Source organism: Streptomyces sp. NPDC016677, from assembly GCF_055562815.1.
Map to the genome: position 1 here is coordinate 1,078,305 of NZ_JBVHEO010000001.1, position 19,609 is coordinate 1,097,913.

At 73.7% G+C, this 19,609-nt stretch carries 13 protein-coding genes and 1 pseudogene; 5 read left to right on the forward strand and 9 right to left on the reverse strand.

Features of this window, described 5'->3' with window-relative positions:
* Positions 1–37 precede the first annotated feature (37 nt).
* From ACZ3IG_RS04775 to ACZ3IG_RS04800, 6 genes and pseudogenes are all read right to left on the reverse strand, one after another.
* Positions 38–862 (reverse strand): HpcH/HpaI aldolase/citrate lyase family protein, encoded by an 825-nt coding sequence (locus ACZ3IG_RS04775; RefSeq protein WP_467428967.1) that lies wholly within the window; start codon positions 860–862, stop codon positions 38–40.
* Positions 859–2,049 (reverse strand): CaiB/BaiF CoA transferase family protein, encoded by a 1,191-nt coding sequence (locus ACZ3IG_RS04780; protein ID WP_467428969.1) that lies wholly within the window; start codon positions 2,047–2,049, stop codon positions 859–861. Before ACZ3IG_RS04780 ends, ACZ3IG_RS04775 begins: the two co-directional genes overlap by 4 nt.
* The gene (locus ACZ3IG_RS04785; RefSeq protein ID WP_467428971.1) at positions 2,046–3,407 is read right to left on the reverse strand and encodes an ADP-ribosylglycohydrolase family protein; all 1,362 of its coding nucleotides are present in this window, start codon (positions 3,405–3,407) and stop codon (positions 2,046–2,048) included. Before ACZ3IG_RS04785 ends, ACZ3IG_RS04780 begins: the two co-directional genes overlap by 4 nt.
* Positions 3,395–4,558, reverse strand: coding sequence for an ADP-ribosylglycohydrolase family protein (locus ACZ3IG_RS04790; RefSeq protein WP_467428973.1), 1,164 nt, complete (start codon positions 4,556–4,558; stop codon positions 3,395–3,397). The genes ACZ3IG_RS04785 and ACZ3IG_RS04790 overlap by 13 nt, the downstream gene beginning before the upstream one ends.
* Positions 4,555–5,940, reverse strand: coding sequence for an ADP-ribosylglycohydrolase family protein (locus ACZ3IG_RS04795; RefSeq protein ID WP_467428975.1), 1,386 nt, complete (start codon positions 5,938–5,940; stop codon positions 4,555–4,557). The genes ACZ3IG_RS04790 and ACZ3IG_RS04795 overlap by 4 nt, the downstream gene beginning before the upstream one ends.
* Positions 5,941–6,614: 674 nt before the next feature.
* Positions 6,615–7,559 (reverse strand): annotated as a pseudogene (locus ACZ3IG_RS04800) (ADP-ribosylglycohydrolase family protein); the annotation flags it as partial.
* A 252-nt stretch (positions 7,560–7,811) separates the two neighbouring features.
* On the opposite strand from ACZ3IG_RS04800, the gene ACZ3IG_RS04805 reads away from it, so the two are divergent.
* The 3 genes from ACZ3IG_RS04805 to ACZ3IG_RS04815 all read left to right on the forward strand — a co-directional run bounded on the left by ACZ3IG_RS04805 (position 7,812) and on the right by ACZ3IG_RS04815 (position 14,989).
* Complete coding sequence (locus tag ACZ3IG_RS04805; protein WP_215174791.1) at positions 7,812–8,543, forward strand: VIT1/CCC1 transporter family protein; 732 nt, start codon at positions 7,812–7,814, stop codon at positions 8,541–8,543.
* Between the two features lie 394 nt (positions 8,544–8,937).
* Complete coding sequence (gene gltB / locus ACZ3IG_RS04810) at positions 8,938–13,533, forward strand: glutamate synthase large subunit (RefSeq protein ID WP_467428978.1); 4,596 nt, start codon at positions 8,938–8,940, stop codon at positions 13,531–13,533.
* Positions 13,526–14,989, forward strand: coding sequence for a glutamate synthase subunit beta (locus ACZ3IG_RS04815; protein ID WP_467428980.1), 1,464 nt, complete (start codon positions 13,526–13,528; stop codon positions 14,987–14,989). The genes gltB and ACZ3IG_RS04815 overlap by 8 nt, the downstream gene beginning before the upstream one ends.
* 277 nt (positions 14,990–15,266) lie before the next feature.
* Here ACZ3IG_RS04815 and ACZ3IG_RS04820 read toward each other — a convergent pair whose 3' ends face one another.
* Complete coding sequence (locus ACZ3IG_RS04820) at positions 15,267–16,166, reverse strand: chitosanase (protein ID WP_467428981.1); 900 nt, start codon at positions 16,164–16,166, stop codon at positions 15,267–15,269.
* Positions 16,163–17,089, reverse strand: coding sequence for a rhomboid family intramembrane serine protease (locus tag ACZ3IG_RS04825; RefSeq protein WP_467428982.1), 927 nt, complete (start codon positions 17,087–17,089; stop codon positions 16,163–16,165). Before ACZ3IG_RS04825 ends, ACZ3IG_RS04820 begins: the two co-directional genes overlap by 4 nt.
* Positions 17,090–17,225: 136 nt before the next feature.
* Here ACZ3IG_RS04825 and ACZ3IG_RS04830 point away from each other — a divergent pair, with 136 nt between their 5' ends.
* Entirely contained in the window at positions 17,226–17,951 is a 726-nt protein-coding gene (locus ACZ3IG_RS04830; RefSeq protein ID WP_467428984.1) for a vWA domain-containing protein, read from the forward strand.
* A gap of 104 nt (positions 17,952–18,055) precedes the next feature.
* Here the strand turns inward: ACZ3IG_RS04830 and ACZ3IG_RS04835 are convergent, their stop codons facing one another.
* Positions 18,056–18,952: a hypothetical protein gene (locus tag ACZ3IG_RS04835; RefSeq protein ID WP_467428986.1), complete on the reverse strand. Its 897-nt coding sequence runs from the start codon at positions 18,950–18,952 to the stop codon at positions 18,056–18,058.
* Between the two features lie 160 nt (positions 18,953–19,112).
* On the opposite strand from ACZ3IG_RS04835, the gene ACZ3IG_RS04840 reads away from it, so the two are divergent.
* The gene (locus ACZ3IG_RS04840) at positions 19,113–19,451 is read left to right on the forward strand and encodes a chorismate mutase (protein ID WP_467428987.1); all 339 of its coding nucleotides are present in this window, start codon (positions 19,113–19,115) and stop codon (positions 19,449–19,451) included.
* The last annotated feature ends 158 nt before the right edge of the window (positions 19,452–19,609 follow it).

Below are 19,609 nucleotides of genomic sequence, written 5' to 3' on the forward strand. Positions count from 1 at the left end.
GGGCAGTGTCCCGGGCGCCCTCGCCGTCTCCGTCCGGTCAGGGCCGCCGGGACAGCGCCAGCGTCCGCCGCGCCGCCGCGACCACCGCCGCGTCGACGAACCGCCCGTCCGGCAGCGCCTGCGCGCCCCGCTCCACCGCCGCCGCCTTCAGTACCGCCTCCGCCGCGTCCAGCTCCGCCGCGCCGGGCAGGTACGCCCGCTCGATGACCGGCAGCTGCCGGGGATGGACGGCGGCGCGGCCCAGGAAACCCAGGGCCCGGCCGTGGGCGCAGGAGGCGGCGAGGCCGTCCAGGTCACGGAGGTCGGGGTGGACGGACTGGCAGGGCGGGGCCAGTCCCGCCGCCCGGGCGGCGACGACCACCCGGGAGCGGCAGAAGTCGAGGCCGGTGTCGTCCCGTACGCCCAGGTCGGCGCGGAGGTCGGCCTCGCCGAGGGCGATGCCGCGCACGGCGGGATGCGCGGCGGCGACCGCGAACGCCCGCTCCACCCCCAGCGCCGATTCCAGCAGCGCGTACAGCGGCACCCCGGCGGACCGCTCCGCCACCCGGACGGCCTGCTCGGGCGCGGTCACCTTGGGCAGCCGCAGCCCGGACAGGCCGGGCAGCCCGGCCAGGGCCGCCAGGTCGGCGGCGGCCCACGGGCCGTCCAGGGCGTTGACGCGCACGTGCACCGGCACCGGCTGCGGCGCGGTGAGCAGCTCGGCGGTGGCGGCGCGGGCGTACTCCTTGCGGTCCGGGGCGACCGCGTCCTCCAGGTCCACGATCACCACGTCGGCCCCGCAAGCCAGCGCCTTGGCGACGACGCGGGGCCGGTCCCCGGGGGCGTACAGCCAGGTCAGCGGGGGAGAGGCGGGCGTGGTCATACGGCGCCCGCCTCGCGCAGGAGCTTCAGGTCGCCCGGGGTCAGGCCCAGCTCACTGAGGACCTCCTCGGTGTCCGCGCCGTGCGGACGGCCCGCCCAGCGGATGGTGCCCGGCGTGGCGGAAAGCCGGAAGAGGACGTTCTGCATCCGCAGCGGGCCCAGCTCGGGGTCGTCGACCGTGGTGACGGTGTCCAGCGCCTGGTACTGCGGGTCGGCCATCACGTCCCGTACGTCCTGGATAGGGGCGATCGCCGCCTCGGCCGCCTCGAAGGCGGCGAGGACCTCGTCGCGGGGGCGGCGGGCGATCCAGTCGGCGACCGCCGTGTCCAGGACGTCGGCGTGCCGGGCCCGGTCGGCGCCGGTCGCGAACCAGGGCTCCTCGATCAGCTCCGGGCGGCCCACCAGGCGCATCACCCGCTCGGCCACCGACTGGGCGGAGGTGGAGACGGCGACCCAGGTGCCGTCGGCGGTGCGGTAGGTGTTGCGCGGGGCGTTGTTCGCCGAGCGGTTGCCGGTGCGCGGCTGGACGTGGCCGAGCTGGTCGTACCAGAGCGGCTGCGGGCCGAGCACCGTCAGGATCGGTTCGATGATCGCCAGGTCGACGACCTGTCCCTCACCGGTGCGCTCGCGGGCGGTGAGCGCGGTCAGCACGGCGTACGCCGTGGCCAGCGCGGCGATGGAGTCGGCGAGGCCGAACGGCGGCAGGACCGGCGGCGCGTCCGGTTCGCCGGTGGTCGCGGCGAAGCCGCTCATCGCCTCGGCCAGGGTGCCGAAGCCGGGCCGGTGCGCGTACGGGCCGAACTGGCCGAAGCCGGTGACGCGGGTGAGGACCAGGCGGGGGTTGACCGCGGACAGCTCCTCCCAGCCCAGGTCCCAGCGTTCCAGGGTGCCGGGGCGGAAGTTCTCGATGACGACGTCGGCGGTGGCGGCCAGGCGGAGCAGGGTGTCCCGGCCGCCGGGTGTGGACAGGTCGAGGGTGATGGCGCGCTTGTTGCGGCCGAGGAGTTTCCACCACAGGCCGACGCCGTCCTTGGACGGGCCGTGGCCCCGGGAGGGGTCGGGCCGGGTGGGGTGTTCGACCTTGACGACGTCGGCGCCGAAGTCGCCGAGCATCGTGGCGGCGAGCGGTCCGGCGAAGAGGGTGGCGAGGTCCAGGACGCGCAGACCGGTGAGCGGGGCGGGGGTCATGGGCGGGTGGCCTCCCGGTGGGTGAGGTGGGCGAGGGCGTCGAAGCCGGTGCCGCCGAAGTCGGCGACGGAGGTGGCGAGGCGGTTCTTGAGCGGGGCGGTGAAGTGGTCGGGGAGGGCGGCGGGGTCCCCGGTGAGGAGGGCGGCGACGCTGCCCGCCGTGGCCCCGTTCGAGTCGGTGTCCCAGCCGCCGGAGACGGTCCGGCAGACCGAGCCGGTGAAGTCGCCGTCGGCGTGGGTGAGGGCGGCGGCGATCAGGGCGGTGTTGGGGACGGCGTGCACCCAGTGGTACGTGGTGCCGTGACGGGCGTGGAGCCGGTCCACCACGGTGTCGAAGTCGTCGTGGGACGCGGCCAGTTCGACGGCCTCGCGGACGGCCGCCGCCAGGCGCGAACCCGGCGGTACGACGGTCAGGCCGGCGGCGAGGCAGCCGTGCACGTCATGGGTGCCGGCGGCGGCGGTGGCGATCACGGCCGCCGCGAACATGGCCGCGTAGACGCCGTTGGCGGTGTGCGTGAGGACCGCGTCGCGGTGCGCCTGCTCGGCGGCGGCGGCCGGGTCGCCGGGGTTGGTCCAGCCGTGCAGGTCGGCGCGGATCAGGGCGCCGATCCACTCCCGGAAGGGGTTGCGGTGGCGGGCGGTGTGCGGGGGTTCGAGACCGGTCAGGAGGTTGCGGTAGGCGACGCGTTCGGCGGTGAAGGCGCGGCCCGCGGGGAGTTCGTCGAGCCAGACGCGGGCCACGTCGGCGGTGGTGAAACCGCGGCTGTGACGCTGGATCAGCAGCAGATTGAGGAGAGGGTAGTCGAGGTCGTCGTCCTCGGGCATGCCGTCGATGTTCTCGGCGAGGGAGGTGGCGGCCGAGCGGCGGTTCCAGGGGTGCGCGGCGGCGAGGTCGTCGGGGACGCCGCGGGCGGTGAAGTACGCGGCCAGGGGCCAGTTCCCGGTGGCGCGGGCGAGGCGGCGGATGGCGTCCAGGGGGAGTTTCTCCACGGGTTTGCCGAGCAGGCAGCCGACGGCCCGGCCGAGCCAGGCGGCCTCCAGGCGGGCGGGGTCCACGCCGGCCCGTGCGGCGGGGGCGGGCCAGCGCGGGCAGCGGGCCTTGATGTCCGCCAGGTCCGTCGGCTCCGCGTCCGCCGACGGGACGGGCAGCGCGGCCAGTTCGTCCAGCAGGTCCTCCGCGAGCAGCCGCAGGTAGCGGGAGGCGGGCTCGGGGGAGGCGCCCGCGCGGGCCGGGGCCTCGCAGCCGCCCGCCGCCCGCCAGCGCCCGGCGACCGCCGAGGCGTCCCGGCCGTCCTGGGCGGCCTGGCGCAGTTCGTGCCCGATCAGGTCCTCGGGCTGGACCCAGGTCAGCCGGAGCACCGCGGCCCCCCGATCCCGGCGAACGCCCGCTCGTGGGCGCGGCGGCGCTCCACGTCCCGCGCGAAGACCTCCCGGGTGACCTCGGTGAGCGCGGCGGCCGGCTCCCACAGGTCCAGCCGGCTGGCCTCCGCGACCGTCTTCGCCCACTCCTCCGGTACGGCGGAGCCCAGCGCCCCGGCGATCGCGCCGGCCATGGTGGCGATGGAGTCGCAGTCGCGGCCGTAGTTGACCGAGCCGAGCACCGCGTGGCGGTAGTCGCCGCCGGCGACCAGCAGCATGCCGAGGGCGACGGGGAGTTCCTCGATCGCGTGCAGCCGGGACGGGCGGCGGGCGCCGAGGGAGGGAGAGCGGTAGTCGGGGCCGACGGTGTCGTACGGGGCGACCGCCGCGCGCAGCGGGGCGAGGGCAGACTCGAAGTCCGTGTAACCGGCGGCCACCTCGCAGACCTTGTCGATCGCCTCGCGGGTGCCGTCCTTGGCCAGCGACAGACAGGCGTCCACCACCGAGGCCGGGGTCGCGCCGGGCGCGCAGGCCGCCGCGACCGCCGCCGCGAAGACCCCGGCCGCCTCCCGGCCGTACGACGACTGGTGCGCGCCCGCGATGTCGAGGGCCTCGGCGTAGGCGCCCGCCGGGTGGGCCGCGTTGACCAGGCCGGCCGGGGCCATGTACATCGCCGCACCGCAGTTGACGATGTTGCCGACGCCGGCCTCGCGCGGGTCGACGTGCCCGTAGTGCAGCCGGGCGACGAGCCACTTCTCCGCCAGGAAGATCCGCTGGAGGGGGAGCGCCTCGGCCTCCAGCTCCGGGATCCAGCGCGGGTTCGTCATCAGGTCCGGTACCAGGTGCTCGGCGACCGCGTGGGCGTCGAGGTGGTCGCGGACGGTGGCGTAGACCCTGATCAGGGCGTGGGTCATCAAGGTGTCGTCGGTGACGTGCCCGTCGCCCTTGTGGTAGGGGGCGAGGGGGCGGGCGGTGCGCCAGGCGTCGCCGTGCCAGGGGCCGACGACGCCGTGGACGCGTCCGCCGTGCCGCTCGGTGATCTGCTCGGGGGACCAGCCCTCGACGGGGCCGCCGAGCGCGTCGCCGACGGCCGCGCCGACGAGGGCGCCGGTGATCCGTTCCGCGAGGGCGTCTTCTGCTTCGGGTGTCATGTCCCGTCGGGTCCTTCCGGTCGGGCCGGGCGCGCCGCTTCCAGGCGTCCGGCGAGTTCCACCAGGTCCGTGCCGGTGAGGCGGGGCAGTACGCAGCCGGGGAGGGTGCGGCAGGTGTCCCGCCAGGCCGCGGGGATCGCCGTACCGCCGCCGATGGCCCCGGTCAGGGCACCCACCAGGGCCGGGGCGGAGTCCGCGACCCGGGACAGACAGGCCGCCGCCGGCACCGCCCGGGCGATCCGGCCGCCGGCGGCGGTGGCCAGGGCGAGGGCGACCGGGACCGTCTCGGCGGCGGCGATGCCGTAGCTGTAGACGTGGTCGACGATCTGGTGCTCCAGGAGGGGGACCAGGGCGAACGTGCTGTCGGCGGCCCCGGCGAGGGCCAGTGCCTGGCGGGCGTTGCGGCCGATCTCCGTCTCCTCGGGCAGCTCGGCGAGCGCCGCCGCCACGCATGCCCGTACGTCGGCGCCGGCGAGGGCGCACGCCACCGCCGCCGCCATCGCCCGCGCGCCGTGCACGCCGTCGCCGTCCTGGGTGTAGCGGGCGTCGAACTCGGCGAGGCCGGCCGCGAGCCGGGGGTCGCCGGGGTGCGCGACGGCGAGGACACAGGCCCGTACGCAGGCGGCGTCGTCGAAGTAGTGCGGGTTGTCGTGCCCGGTGGCGGGTGGGCGCAGTCCGGCGGCCAGGTTGCCGAGGCCGGCCCGCACGGAGATACGGGCGCGCAGCGGCAGCACCGCCGACTCCACCTCGGGGGCGCGGTCCGCCGCCGCGGCGACCTCGGCGGCGACCGCGCTCCACGTCAGGTCGATGGCGGTGCGGATGCGGCGCTCCCGGCTCAGGTCGCCGAGCGCGCCGGCGTCCCCGGCCCGCAGGACCGCCTCGGCGGCGAACGCCGCCCACTCGGCGTCGTCGGACGGGCCGAGGCGCAGTGGTTCCGGCGGCTGGTTCAGGGCGATGGGGACCGGGAGGGTGGTGGTGGCGTTCTGCTCCGCGAACGTGTCCAGCTCCCGGGTGAGCCGCCGCGTCCACTCCGGCATCCGCGCGGCCCGGTGCCGGGCGGCGGGCCACCCGGCGGCGTCCCCGGCGGCCAGGCCGAGGAGCAGGCCCTCGATGCGGCGGGTGGCGGTGCGGTGGTGGGGGGTGGGGGACTCGGCGGGGTGGGGGGCCGGGGTGGGGGTCTTGTCCGTGCCGGGGACCGGGCCGGTGCCGGGGACCCGACCGGTGCCGCGGTCGGTCCGGGGGGCGTGGGCCGTGTCCGCGGCCGTCCGGGCGCCGGGGGCGGTGCGGTGCCCGCTTCCGGCGGCCGGGGGCGGTGCCGCCGTGTCGGGTGGGGCGGCGTAGGCCGTGGTGACGGGCTCCTGACGGGAGGGGCGGCGGCTCACGACACCGGCTCCGCCGCGTTGCCGCCCGGGTCCCGGGCGGGGACGACCGCGGGTGGGGGCGGTGCCGCGGGGGCTGCGGCGCGGGGTTCCGGTTCCGGCAGGACGCGGGCGCCGCCGCCGGGCCGGGTGGGGGTGGCGGTCGCTGGCCGGGGGCGGTGGGGTTCGGTTACCGAGGGGGCGGGATCGGGGTGCTCGGGGCGCTCGGCGTATCCGGCGTGCGGTGCGTGCCCGGTGTGTTCTGCCTGTCCGGGGTGCGGTGCGTGGTCGGTGTGTTCTGCCTGTCCGGTGTGCCATGCGTGCTCGGTGTGTCCGGCGTGTCTTGTGCGCTCTGCGTGTTCTGGCTGCTCGGTGGGGCCAGTGGGGACGGCAGGGCCGGTGGGGCCGGTGGGGCTGGTGGGGCCGGTGGGGCCAGCAGGGCTGGTGGGCCCCACGAGGTCGGTGAGGCCGGTGGGGTCGAGGTCGACGGGGGTGGTGGGGCCAGTAGGGCTGGTGGGGCCGGTGGGGTCGGTGGGGCCGGTGGGGTCGAGGTCGACGGGGCCGGTGAGGCCAGTGGGGCCGACGAGGCCGGTGGGGTCGGTGGGGCCGACGAGGCCACTGGGGCCGGTGAGGTCGGTGAGCCCGGTGGGGTCGAGGTCGACGGGGCCGGTGAGGTCGGCGCGGTCGGTCGGCGGGTGTGGGGTCAGCAGGTCCGCCACCTCCAGGACGTGGTGGCCGGCCATGGCCGGCAGACAGCTGCCGCGGGCCGGGCCGATCGCGCCGGCCCACTCCGCCGGGATCGCGGCGATGCCCCGCGCCGCCCCGGCCAGCGCGCCCGCGACCGCCGCCGTCGTGTCGGCGTCGCGCCCCATGTTGACGGCCATGAGCACCGCCTCCGCGAAGTCCCCGTCGGCCGCCGCGTACGCCCCGAAGGCGAGGGCGACCGCCTCCGGGGCCAGGTCGGTCCAGGGGTAGCCGCCGACGACCACCGCGGAGCGGACCGCGCGTTCGCCGCGGTGGGCCGCCGTCACCGCCCGGCGCAGCGAGCGCGCCGTCCAGGAGTCGTCGGGGACGACGGCCAGCGCGGAGGCCACCACCGCCCCACTCGGCGCCCCCGCCATCGCCGCCGCGACCCCGGCCGCAACCGCCTGGCCGCCGTAGATCCCCTCGCCGTCATGGCTGACCGAGCCGTCGACCGCCACCAGCCGGGCCGCCTCGGCGGGGCGTCCGGCCGCGAACACCCCGTAGGGCGCCGCGCGCATCGCGAGCCCGTCGCTCCAGGCGTGCCGGTGCTGGGCGGAGATGGGGGCGGCCAGCCCCCGGCGCAGGTTCTCCAGGGTGCCGCGTTCGCTGAACCCCGCGCCCCGGAAGGGGCCCTCGTCGCGGTCGGCGATCCACTCGTGCCAGGCCGCCTCCACATGGGCGGGCGTGAGCGCGGACCCGTGCCGGGCGAGCAGCAGTCCCGAGAAGATCGCGTACTCGGTGTCGTCGGTGCCGGCGGGGCGTTCGGCGACGTAACCGGTGATGCGGCCCCAGCGGGCGCGGATCTGCGAGGGCTTCATGTTCTCGGCCGGTGCCCCGAGGGCGTCGCCGACCGCCAGGCCGAGCAGTGCGCCGCGCGCCCGTTCCCGGAGGGATGCCATGCGACCGCTCCTTTCCCTCGGAGCCCCTCGCGGGGACTTTGCGGAACTGTCCCCGGTACACGCCGCCCCGCAGCCTCATCAGCCTCAGCATCACCCGGTCGACATATGTGCAGACTCGGTCACGAATGAGCGTACGACGGTAAAAGCGCAGGTAAGCCCAGCCTTTCCTTGCTGGCGGACGAGGAATGACCGGCGTAACTTGGTTGCTGTCAAGAAGTGGACTATGTCTAAAGAAGGTGGAGGGGGACCCCCGTGGCCATCATCGAAACCGAAGCGACCCTGCACGAGGCGCACCGCGACAACCACACCCACCGGGACGTGAACGGCGGCTGGCTGCGCCCCGCAGTCTTCGGTGCGATGGACGGCCTGGTCTCCAACCTCGCGCTCATGACCGGCGTGGCCGGCGGCACGGCGAGCCAGCACACCGTCGTGATCAGCGGCCTCGCGGGCCTGGCCGCCGGCGCCTTCTCCATGGCCGCCGGCGAGTACACCTCCGTCGCCTCCCAGCGCGAGCTGGTCGAGGCCGAGCTGGACGTCGAGCGCCGCGAGCTGCGCAGGCACCCGGCGGACGAGGAGGCCGAGCTGGCCGCCCTCTACGAGGGGCGCGGCGTCGACCCGGGCCTCGCCCGCGAGGTCGCCCGGCAGCTCTCCCGCGACCCCGAGCAGGCGCTGGAGATACACGCCCGCGAGGAGCTGGGCATCGACCCCTCCGACCTGCCGTCCCCGCTGGTCGCGGCCGTGTCCTCGTTCGGCTCCTTCGCCCTGGGCGCCCTGCTTCCCGTGCTGCCCTACCTGCTCGGCGCGAGCGCGCTGTGGCCGGCGGTGGTGCTGGCGCTGGCCGGACTGTTCCTCAGTGGCGCGGTGGTGGCCAAGGTGACCGCGCGGAGCTGGTGGTACAGCGGACTGCGGCAGCTCCTCCTGGGCGGCGCGGCGGCCGGTGTGACGTACGCCCTGGGAACATTGTTCGGAACGGCCGTAGGATGACGGACCCCGGACTTATGCGTTGGGCCGCATAAGTAGTCGGGTTACACGTTGCTCAGTGGTTTCGAGCGCGTGACCACCGGGCATGAGCCGTAAGCGCTGTGGGCAAAGGTGCCCGCGGCGCATCCGCGGGATGGGTGACGAAGCCCGTTCCGCCCCCCGGTCCGACGGACATCGATCTGTTCTCGCCGGACCCCCACAGCTCCCGCCACCGGGTGTCGGTACCCCCGTTACGCACCCTCTGGCGTCCGCATGCTGGAACGGAATATCCGCTTTCCGAGAGCCGTTCCATCATGTAACCTGCACGAAATTTTGCGCTCACTTTGAGCCGCGCAGAGGGCCAGCGTCGTCCCTCGGCACCTTTCGCACTTTGCCACTGACGACGACGGGAGAGCCGATGCGTACGCCGCGCCAGCCGTCCCAGCACTCCGAGAACGGCCGAAACTGGTCGTTCATGGATGCTCGCCCTGCTGCGCAGGGTATGTACGACCCCCGCAACGAGCACGACGCCTGCGGCGTCGGCTTCGTCGCCACTCTCACCGGCGAGGCGTCCCACACGCTGGTCGACCAGGCCCTCACCGTGCTGCGCAACCTGGAGCACCGCGGCGCCACCGGCTCCGAGCCCGACTCGGGTGACGGCGCGGGCATTCTCTCGCAGGTCCCGGACGCCTTCTTCCGCGAGGTGGCCGGATTCGAACTCCCCGAGGCCGGTCACTACGCCGTCGGCATCGCCTTCCTGCCGGAGCACGGTACGGACGACGCCGTCGCCCGCATCGAGACGATCGCCGCCGAGGAGGGCCTGACCGTCCTCGGCTGGCGCGAGGTGCCGGTCGCCCCGCAACTGCTGGGTGCCACCGCCCGCTCGACCATGCCGGTCTTCCGTCAGGTCTTCGTCGCCGACGGCGTCTGTGAGGGCATCGCCCTGGACCGCCGCGCCTTCGCGCTGCGCAAGCGCGCCGAGCGCGAGGCCGGCGTCTACTTCCCGTCGCTGTCCGCCCGGACCATCGTCTACAAGGGCATGCTCACCACGGGCCAGCTGGAGCCGTTCTTCCCGGACCTGTCCGACCGCCGCTTCGCCTCCGCGATCGCGCTCGTGCACTCCCGGTTCTCGACGAACACCTTCCCGTCCTGGCCGCTGGCCCACCCGTACCGCTTCGTCGCGCACAACGGCGAGATCAACACGGTCAAGGGCAACCGCAACTGGATGCGCGCCCGCGAGTCCCAGCTCGTCTCGGACGTCTTCGGCTCCTCCGCGGACCTGGAGCGCCTGTTCCCGATCTGTACGCCCGACGCCTCCGACTCCGCCTCCTTCGACGAGGTCCTGGAGCTGCTGCACCTGGGCGGGCGGTCGCTGCCGCACTCCGTGCTGATGATGATCCCGGAGGCGTGGGAGAACCACGACTCCATGGACCCGGCCCGCCGCGCCTTCTACCAGTACCACGCCACGATGATGGAGCCCTGGGACGGCCCGGCCTGCGTCACCTTCACCGACGGCACCCAGGTCGGCGCGGTCCTCGACCGCAACGGTCTGCGCCCCGGCCGCTACTGGGTCACCGACGACGGCCTCGTCGTCCTCGGCTCCGAGGTCGGCGTCCTCGACATCGACCCGGCGAAGGTCGTCCGCAAGGGCCGCCTCCAGCCCGGCCGGATGTTCCTGGTGGACACCGCCGAGCACCGCATCATCGAGGACGACGAGATCAAGGCGTCCCTCGCCGCCGAGAACCCGTACGCCGACTGGCTGGAGGCCGGTGAGATCGAGCTGGGCGACCTGCCCGAGCGCGAGCACATCGTCCACACCCACGCCTCGGTCACCCGCCGCCAGCAGACCTTCGGCTACACCGAGGAAGAGCTGCGCGTCATCCTCGCGCCGATGGCCAAGGCCGGCGCCGAGCCGATCGGCTCGATGGGCACCGACTCGCCGATCGCCGCGCTCTCGGACCGCCCCCGGCTGCTCTTCGACTACTTCACCCAGCTCTTCGCGCAGGTCACCAACCCGCCGCTGGACGCGATCCGCGAGGAACTGGTCACCTCCCTGCGCTCCGCGCTCGGCCCCCAGGGCAACCTGCTGGAGCCGACCGCCGCGTCCTGCCGCACCGTCGTGCTGCCCTTCCCGGTGATCGACAACGACGAGCTGGCCAAGCTCATCCACATCAACGCCGACGGCGACATGCCGGGCATGAAGGCCGCGACCCTCTCCGGTCTCTTCCGGGTCTCCGGCGGCGGCGACGCGCTCGCCGCCCGGATCGAGGAGATCTGCGCCGAGGCCGACGCCGCCATCGAGAACGGCGCCCGGCTGATCGTCCTGTCCGACCGGCACTCCGACGCCGAGCACGCGCCGATCCCGTCGCTGCTGCTCACCGCGGCCGTCCACCACCACCTCATCCGCACCAAGCAGCGCACCCAGGTGGGCCTGCTGGTCGAGGCCGGCGACGTCCGCGAGGTCCACCACGTCGCCCTGCTCATCGGCTACGGCGCCGCCGCCGTCAACCCGTACCTGGCCATGGAGTCCGTCGAGGACCTGGTCCGCGCGGGCACCTTCCTGCCCGGCATCGAGGCCGAGCAGGCCATCCGGAACCTGATCCACGCCCTCGGCAAGGGCGTCCTCAAGGTCATGTCCAAGATGGGCATCTCCACCGTCGCCTCCTACCGCGGCGCCCAGGTCTTCGAGGCCGTCGGCCTGGACCAGGCGTTCGTCGACGAGTACTTCAACGGCACCGCCACCAAGATCGGCGGCGTCGGCATCGACGTCATCGCCCAGGAGGTCGCCGCCCGGCACGCCAAGGCGTACCCCGCCTCCGGCATCGCGCCGGCGCACCGGGCCCTCGACATCGGCGGCGAGTACCAGTGGCGCCGCGAGGGCGAGCCGCACCTGTTCGACCCGGAGACGGTCTTCCGCCTCCAGCACTCCACGCGCTCCGGCAAGTACGACATCTTCAAGAAGTACACCGAGCGCGTGAACGAGCAGTCCGAGCGGCTGATGACGCTGCGCGGCCTGTTCGGCTTCAAGTCGGACCGTCCCTCGATCCCGGTCGACGAGGTCGAGCCGGTCTCGGAGATCGTCAAGCGGTTCTCCACGGGCGCCATGTCGTACGGCTCCATCTCGCGCGAGGCCCACGAGACCCTCGCCATCGCCATGAACCAGCTGGGCGGCAAGTCCAACACCGGTGAGGGCGGCGAGGACCCGGAGCGCCTGTACGACCCGGCCCGCCGGTCCTCCATCAAGCAGGTCGCCTCCGGCCGTTTCGGCGTGACCAGCGAGTACCTGGTCAACTCCGACGACATCCAGATCAAGATGGCGCAGGGCGCCAAGCCCGGCGAGGGCGGCCAGCTGCCCGGCCACAAGGTCTACCCGTGGGTCGCCAGGACGCGTCACTCGACGCCGGGCGTGGGCCTGATCTCCCCGCCGCCGCACCACGACATCTACTCCATCGAGGACCTCGCCCAGCTCATCCACGACCTGAAGAACGCCAACCCCCAGGCGCGCATTCACGTCAAGCTGGTCTCCGAGGTCGGCGTCGGCACCGTCGCCGCCGGTGTGTCCAAGGCGCACGCGGACGTCGTGCTGATCTCCGGCCACGACGGTGGTACGGGTGCTTCCCCTCTGACGAGCCTCAAGCACGCGGGCGGCCCCTGGGAGCTGGGCCTGGCCGAGACCCAGCAGACCCTGCTGCTCAACGGCCTGCGCGACCGGATCGTCGTCCAGACCGACGGCCAGCTCAAGACCGGCCGCGACGTGGTCATCGCCGCGCTGCTCGGCGCCGAGGAGTTCGGTTTCGCCACCGCGCCGCTCGTCGTCTCCGGCTGCGTCATGATGCGCGTCTGCCACCTGGACACCTGCCCGGTCGGCATCGCCACCCAGAACCCGGTGCTGCGCGAGCGGTTCTCCGGCAAGGCCGAATACATCGTGAACTTCTTCAAGTTCATCGCCGAAGAGGTCCGCGAGATCCTCGCCGAGCTGGGCTTCCGCTCCATCGAGGAAGCCGTCGGCCACGCCGAGGCCCTCGACGTCACCCGCGCCGTCAGCCACTGGAAGGCCCAGGGCCTGGACCTGGCGCCGCTGTTCCACGTGCCCGAGCTGCCCGAGGGCGCGGTGCGCCACCGCGTCGTCGAGCAGGACCACGGCCTGGAGAAGGCGCTCGACAACGAGCTGATCAAGCTCGCCGCCGACGCCCTGTCCGCCACCGGCGCCGCCGACGCGGCCCCGGTCCGCGCCCAGGTCGCCATCCGCAACATCAACCGCACGGTCGGCACCATGCTCGGCCACGAGGTGACCAAGAAGTTCGGCGGCGCGGGCCTGCCCGACGACACCATCGACATCACCTTCACCGGCTCCGCGGGCCAGTCCTTCGGCGCCTTCGTCCCGCGCGGCGTCACGCTGCGCCTGGAGGGCGACGCCAACGACTACGTCGGCAAGGGCCTGTCCGGCGGCCGGATCATCGTCCGCCCGGACCGCGGCGCCGACCACCTCGCCGAGTACAGCGTCATCGCCGGCAACACCATCGGTTACGGCGCCACCGGCGGCGAGATGTTCCTGCGCGGCAGGACCGGCGAGCGGTTCTGCGTCCGCAACTCCGGCGCGCTGGTCGTCTCCGAGGGCGTCGGCGACCACGGCTGCGAGTACATGACCGGCGGCCAGGCGGTCGTCCTGGGCGAGACCGGACGCAACTTCGCGGCCGGCATGTCCGGCGGCACCGCCTACGTCATCGACCTCGACCGGGACAACGTCAACGCCGGCAACCTCGGCGCGATCGAGGCCCTGGACGACACCGACAGGGAATGGCTGCACGACGTGGTGCGCCGGCACGCCGAGGAGACCGGCTCCACGGTCGCGGGCAAGCTGCTCGCCGACTGGTCCGCGTCGGTCGAGCGGTTCAGCAAGATCATCCCCAGCACGTACAAGGCAGTGCTCGCCGCCAAGGACGCCGCCGAGCGAGACGGTCTCTCCGAGTCCGAGATCACCGAGAAGATGATGGAGGCGGCGACCAATGGCTGACCCCAAGGGCTTTCTGAACCACGGCCGCGAGGTCGCCGCCTCCCGTCCGGTCGAGGAGCGCGTCAGGGACTTCAAGGAGGTCTACGTCCCCGGCTCGCTGCTGCCGATCATCAGCAAGCAGGCCAGCCGGTGCATGGACTGCGGCATCCCGTTCTGCCACAACGGCTGTCCGCTCGGGAACCTGATCCCCGAGTGGAACGACTACGCCTACCGCGAGGACTGGTCCGCCGCCTCCGAGCGGCTGCACGCCACCAACAACTTCCCGGAGTTCACCGGCCGCCTGTGCCCGGCCCCGTGCGAGGCGGCGTGCGTGCTCGGCATCAACCAGCCGCCGGTCACCATCAAGAACGTCGAGGTCTCCATCATCGACCAGGCGTGGGACAGCGGCAGCGTCGTGCCGCAGATCCCCGAGCGCCTGTCCGGCAAGACCGTCGCGGTGATCGGCTCGGGCCCGGCGGGACTCGCCGCCGCCCAGCAGCTCACCCGGGCCGGCCACACCGTCGCCGTCTACGAGCGCGCGGACCGCGTCGGGGGCCTCCTGCGGTACGGCATCCCCGAGTTCAAGATGGAGAAGCGGCACATCAACCGCCGTATCGAGCAGATGCGCGCGGAGGGCACCCGGTTCCGCACCGGCGTCGAGGTCGGCCGCGACATCCAGGCCGGCGACCTGAAGAAGCGCTACGACGCCGTCGTCCTCGCCGTCGGCGCCACCACCGCCCGCGATCTGCCGGTCCCCGGCCGTGAACTCAAGGGCGTGTACCAGGCGATGGAGTACCTGCCCCTGTCCAACAAGGTCCAGGAGGGCGACTACGTCACCTCCCCGGTCTCGGCCGAGGGCAAGCACGTCGTGGTCATCGGCGGCGGCGACACCGGCGCCGACTGCGTGGGCACCGCCCACCGCCAGGGCGCCGCCTCCGTCACCCAGCTGGAGATCATGCCCCGCCCCGGAGACGAGCGGAACCAGGTCACCCAGCCCTGGCCGACCTTCCCCATGCTCTACAAGGTCACCTCGGCGCACGAGGAGGGCGGCGAGCGGGTCTACTCCGTCTCCACCACCCACTTCGAGGGCGACGAGGACGGCAACGTCCAGTGGCTCCACCTGACCGAGGTCGAGTTCATCGACGGCAGGCTCACCCCGAAGCCGGGCACCGAGCGCAGGATCCCGGCCCAGCTGGTCACCCTCGCCATGGGCTTCACCGGCACCGACCGGGAGAACGGCCTGGTCGAGCAGTTCGGCCTGGAACTGGACGAGCGCGGCAACATCGCCCGTGACGCCGACTTCCAGACCAACGTCCCCGGTGTCTTCGTCGCCGGTGACGCCGGCCGCGGCCAGTCGCTCATCGTCTGGGCGATCGCCGAGGGCCGCTCGGCCGCCAAGGGCGTCGACAGCTACCTGACCGGTGCCAGCGAACTGCCGGCCCCGATCCGCCCGACGGACCGCGCGCTGACGGTCTGACGCCCCACCAGGACTGTCCCGTACAACGGCGTACGGGTCACAGACGGCGCCCGCCCCCGTCCCCGACCGGACATGGGGCGGGCGTCGCCGTACCCGCTCCGCCGCCACGAGCTGGGGCGACCCGGGCCACGAGGACCGTGGGACCGGGACCGGGCAGCGGTGGCACGGGGGGACGACGGGCACTGCTCATCGGCGTCCGGGGGACACCGGATCTCGCCGGCGTCCCCGAGCTGGGGGAGCGGTATCCGGACAGGAGAAGAGGCGAGCCCGGTCCGGCTCAGGGCACTCGGTACGTGTCCCCGTACACCTGCCACTCCAAAGGCGTCGCCAGCTCCGTGTTCCCGGCCTCCAGGAACCGCCGCTGGGCGGTGTCGACGCGGGTGGTGTCGCCGTCCCGGCTGTTGCGCAGGGCCTCGCGGCGGACGTCGAGGAAGGCGTTCAGGTACGTCTTCTCGTCGCCGCCCTCGGCCGGGGTCTTCGCCTGGCGCACGGCCTGCTCGCGCAGCCCGTAGAAGCCGTCCCGCTCGGTGTCCGGGCCGTGGAAGATGATCGCGTCGTAGTACACGAACTGGCCCAGCGTGGACAGCCCGTCCAGCTTGGCCAGGCGCACGGACGGATCGAAGTAGACCCGGTCGCGCTCCTCCTCCTGCGCCTCGCGGAACGCCGGGACCTCGGCCTCCGCCCGCCAGGCGTCCGTGAACCCGGGGTCCAGGCCCTCGTGGGAATCCGTGCCGTCGACCTCGCGCAGGGCGGGCAGATGGCGGGCGAGGCCGTTGCCGGGGTGGTCGTCGGTGTACCGCTCGACCAGGGTGAGCAGGTCGTGGGTGCCGGTGCAGAAGCCGGCGATGCCCGCCGTGTAGCCCTGCCCGTCGCCGAGGTCCTCGATGCTGCCGTAGAGGCTGCGCCAGTCCAGCGTGGAGTTGTCGGCGCTCGCCACGAGCCGCTGCGCCAGCTCCTTCTTGTCCGGGGCGGACAGCCCGGCCGGCAGGCCGGCGATCACCGCGTCGTCCTGCTCCCGTTCCCGCTCGGCCCGGTCCTTGGCCTCCTCACGGGCCGACCCGGCGGTGGCCGCGGGCGGGCCGGACACCCGCTCGCCGGAGTCGGCCGGCGCCAGGAAGAAGACCGCCGCCGTCGCCACCACCGGCACGGCCGCGAAGAACAGCACCCCGCGCCTCACGCCGCGCCCCCGCCCGTCAGCGCCGCCACCCGGGCCAGCACCGCCACCGCCAGCACCACCAGCAGCGCGGCGCACGCCCCCGCCTGGACCAGCGTCCGGCGTCCGTCCCGGGGCGCGTACGCGAACGCCGCCGCCACCAGACCGCCGGCCACCAGACCGCCCAGGTGGCCCTGCCAGGAGGTGAGCCCGGCGGAGATCAGCAGCCACAGCAGCAGATACGCCATGAACCGGTTGACCGGCCCCATGCCGGCGCCGACCCGGCGGGCCAGTACGTAGTACGCCGCCCCCAGCCCGAAGATGCCGCCCGAGGCGCCCACCGACGTCTGCCCGGGGTCGGCCAGCAGCACCACCAGGACCGAGCCGCCCAGCACCGCCAGCAGATAGAGCACGAGGTAGCGCAGGCGGCCGAGCATCGGCTCCACCACCCGGCCCAGCTGCCACAGCGCCACCATGTTCATCACGATGTGCAGCAGTCCGAACGTGCCCTCGGTGGGCTGCAGATGGAGGAAGCCGCCGGTCAGCAGCCGCTCCCACTCGCCGACCACGACGCCCTCGGCCTGGAAGCCGGACGGGTGGCCGGCCTGGTAGACGTAGTAACCGCCGTCCGGCCCGGTCAGCCGCGCGGCCAGCACCGAGAACCGGTCCACGATCTCCGGGCGGACCACCTCGGCGACGTAGGCCAGCGCGTTGAGCGCGATCAGCGCGTACGTCACCACGGGCGTCGCCGTGACCCGGCCGCCGACGATGGTCCGGGCCTGCCGGACCGACCGCGCCCCCTCCTTCACGCACTCCGGGCACTGGTGGCCGACGGACGCCTCGCGCATGCAGTCCGGGCAGATGTACCGCTCGCAGCGGGTGCAGCGGACATGACACTCCACCGCCGGATGGCGGTAGCAGGTCGTGACGACGGGCTCGGACTCCAAGAGCCGGCTCCTCTGCGGTGGTGAGGGACGGGCGGCGGCGAACAAAATAGCGAACTCCTGTGGACGGGCTGAGAGCAGGGTCGGCCCGTGCCGTAACCTCGGCAGCCTGTGCCGTGGTGCGAATGGGGGAGTCCGGATGGCCGCGATCAGCCTGAGCAAGATCGAGGAGAGCGCGCCCGCGCTGGTCAGCCTCTACAAGAGCGCCGGTGCCTCCCTGGGCAGACACGGACTGGACGGGCAGCGGGCCGCCGTCTACCTCGTCGTCGACCACTCCGGCTCCATGAAGCCGTACTACAAGGACGGCAGCGTGCAGGCGCTCGCCGACCGGGTGCTGTCGCTCTCCGCGCACCTCGACGACGACGGCACCGTGCCGGTCGTGTTCTTCTCGACCGACGTCGACGCGGTCACCGACATCGCGCTCGCCGACCACCAGGGACGGATCGAGCGGATCGTGGCGGGCCTGGGCCACATGGGCAAGACCGCCTACCACCTGGCCATGGACGCCGTCATCGACCACTACCTCGACAGCGGCTCCACCGCCCCCGCCCTCGTCGTCTTCCAGACCGACGGCGGCCCGGTCAACCGGCTCGCCGCCGAGCGCTACCTCTGCAAGGCCGCCCGGCTGCCCCTGTTCTGGCAGTTCATCGGCTTCGGCGACCGGGGCAGCAAGCAGTTCGACTATCTGCGCAGACTCGACGAACTGGCCGTCCCCGGCAAGCGAGTGGTCGACAACGCCGGCTTCTTCCACGCCGGACAGGACCCGCGCACGGTCTGTGACGCCGAGCTGTACGACCGTCTGGTGGGCGAGTTCCCCAAGTGGCTGGTGGAGGCGCGGGCCCAGGGGATCGTCACCGGGAGCTGACGGGCGCCGGGGAGCGTCACCGCAAGGCGACGGGCGCCGGGCACCGGCAGGCGACGGGCGCCGGGCACCGGCACCGGAAGCTGTCGGGCGCCGGGGCGCCCGGCTCACGTATCGCACTCCAGCACCGTCCGGCACAGCCCGCACCGCGCCCGTACCCGGCCCCGCACCGGAACCCGGATGCGCTGGTGACAGGTCGGGCACGGGAACGAGACCCGCAGCGGGCCCCGGGTGTCCGGGGTGAACGCGTACGGCGCACCGCCGCCCGCACCGCCGGACGGATGGTCCTGCGCGTGCCGCCGGTCCCGGGCGTAGCGGCGGCGGCCCGCCCAGCCGGCCGCCGTCAGCGGCGGCTGCCGCTCGTCCCGGCGGGCCCGCTCCCGGCCCTCCACGTACGCCGAGTACGCCTGCGGACTGGTGAACCACACCGACGGGTCCTCACCGAACACCAGCGCCCGCTTGGCCAGCACGTACCCGAACTCCTCCGGCGTCAGGTACCCCAGCTTCTGCGAGGACGCCGCGTCCTCGCGGTACGCGTCCAGCAGCAGCCACCCCGCGCCCAGGTACGTCGTCACCGTGTCGGTCAGGATCTCGTTGTCCCGCGTGCCCGGGAACGACAGCCCCAGACGGTGCAGGTACACATGGGTCACCTCGTGCGCCAGCGCGGCACCGATGTCCCGGCGGTGGGTGCGGAAGCGGTCGTTCAGCTCGACGAAGTACTCCGGCCCGGCGGCCAGTTCGACATTGGCCGCCTGGGGCATCGCACGGAAGGAGACGATCAGCCGCGCGTCCGGGAGACGGTAGTGCCGCACCAGTTCCCGGGCGACCCGCTGCGCCCCCAGATACAGGTCGTCGGTGTCGCAGAACGCCACGTCGGCCGGTGCCACACTGACCGCGAAGGTCTGGACGGTGTCGTACGACAACCGCCTGTACAGCGCGGTGACGGCGGCCCGCACCGTCTCCAGGTGCGGGTAGCCGTGCTCGACCGGCCCGTCGTTCGCCACGTCCGTACCCCCAAGACGCCGGAACCCGGTTCCCACTGTACGGGGCACCGCACCGGCCCGCCCCGCGGCCGACTGCGGAAAGCCGCCCCGCCCGCGCCCCCCCGCCGGGTGCTGAGACGGCCCGGCGCCGCCCCCGCCCCGCCCCGTAGGCTGACCTGTCATGACCACCAGCAACACCGGTAACAGTGGAGCCGACCCCGCCGTCCGCGAGGAGCTCGCCCGGCTGCGCGACAGCATCGACAACATCGACGCCGCCGTCGTCCACATGCTCGCCGAGCGCTTCAAATGCACCCAGCAGGTCGGCCACCTCAAGGCCCGCCACCAGCTGCCGCCCGCCGACCCGGCCCGCGAGGCCGAGCAGATCACCCGGCTGCGGACCCTGGCCGAGAGCGCCAAACTCGACCCGGCCTTCGCCGAGAAGTTCCTGAACTTCATCATCGCCGAGGTCATCCACCACCACGAGCGCATCGCCGAGGACGCCGGCACCGAGACCGCCTGAAACGCGCCTGACCCGCCGACCCGCCCGACCTGCCCGACGCGCCCGAGGCTGTACCCGGGGGAGTGACACGGGGACGTGCACGGGGCATGCTGCGCTGTGCACCCCCCTCGCCGTACAGCCGTGCGCCCTCGTGCCGCACAGCCGTGCACCCCTTGCCG

What these genes read in the sequence shown, in the direction of transcription:
- ACZ3IG_RS04815 (WP_467428980.1), top strand. Translation starts at nt 13,526, where the DNA reads ATGGCTGACCCCAAGGGCTTTCTGAACCACGGCCGCGAGGTCGCCGCC.
- gltB (WP_467428978.1), top strand. Translation starts at nt 8,938, where the DNA reads ATGCGTACGCCGCGCCAGCCGTCCCAGCACTCCGAGAACGGCCGAAAC.
- ACZ3IG_RS04780 (WP_467428969.1), bottom strand. Translation starts at nt 2,049, where the DNA reads ATGACCCCCGCCCCGCTCACCGGTCTGCGCGTCCTGGACCTCGCCACC.
- ACZ3IG_RS04775 (WP_467428967.1), bottom strand. Translation starts at nt 862, where the DNA reads ATGACCACGCCCGCCTCTCCCCCGCTGACCTGGCTGTACGCCCCCGGG.
- ACZ3IG_RS04830 (WP_467428984.1), top strand. Translation starts at nt 17,226, where the DNA reads ATGGCCGCGATCAGCCTGAGCAAGATCGAGGAGAGCGCGCCCGCGCTG.
- ACZ3IG_RS04790 (WP_467428973.1), bottom strand. Translation starts at nt 4,558, where the DNA reads ATGACACCCGAAGCAGAAGACGCCCTCGCGGAACGGATCACCGGCGCC.
- ACZ3IG_RS04840 (WP_467428987.1), top strand. Translation starts at nt 19,113, where the DNA reads ATGACCACCAGCAACACCGGTAACAGTGGAGCCGACCCCGCCGTCCGC.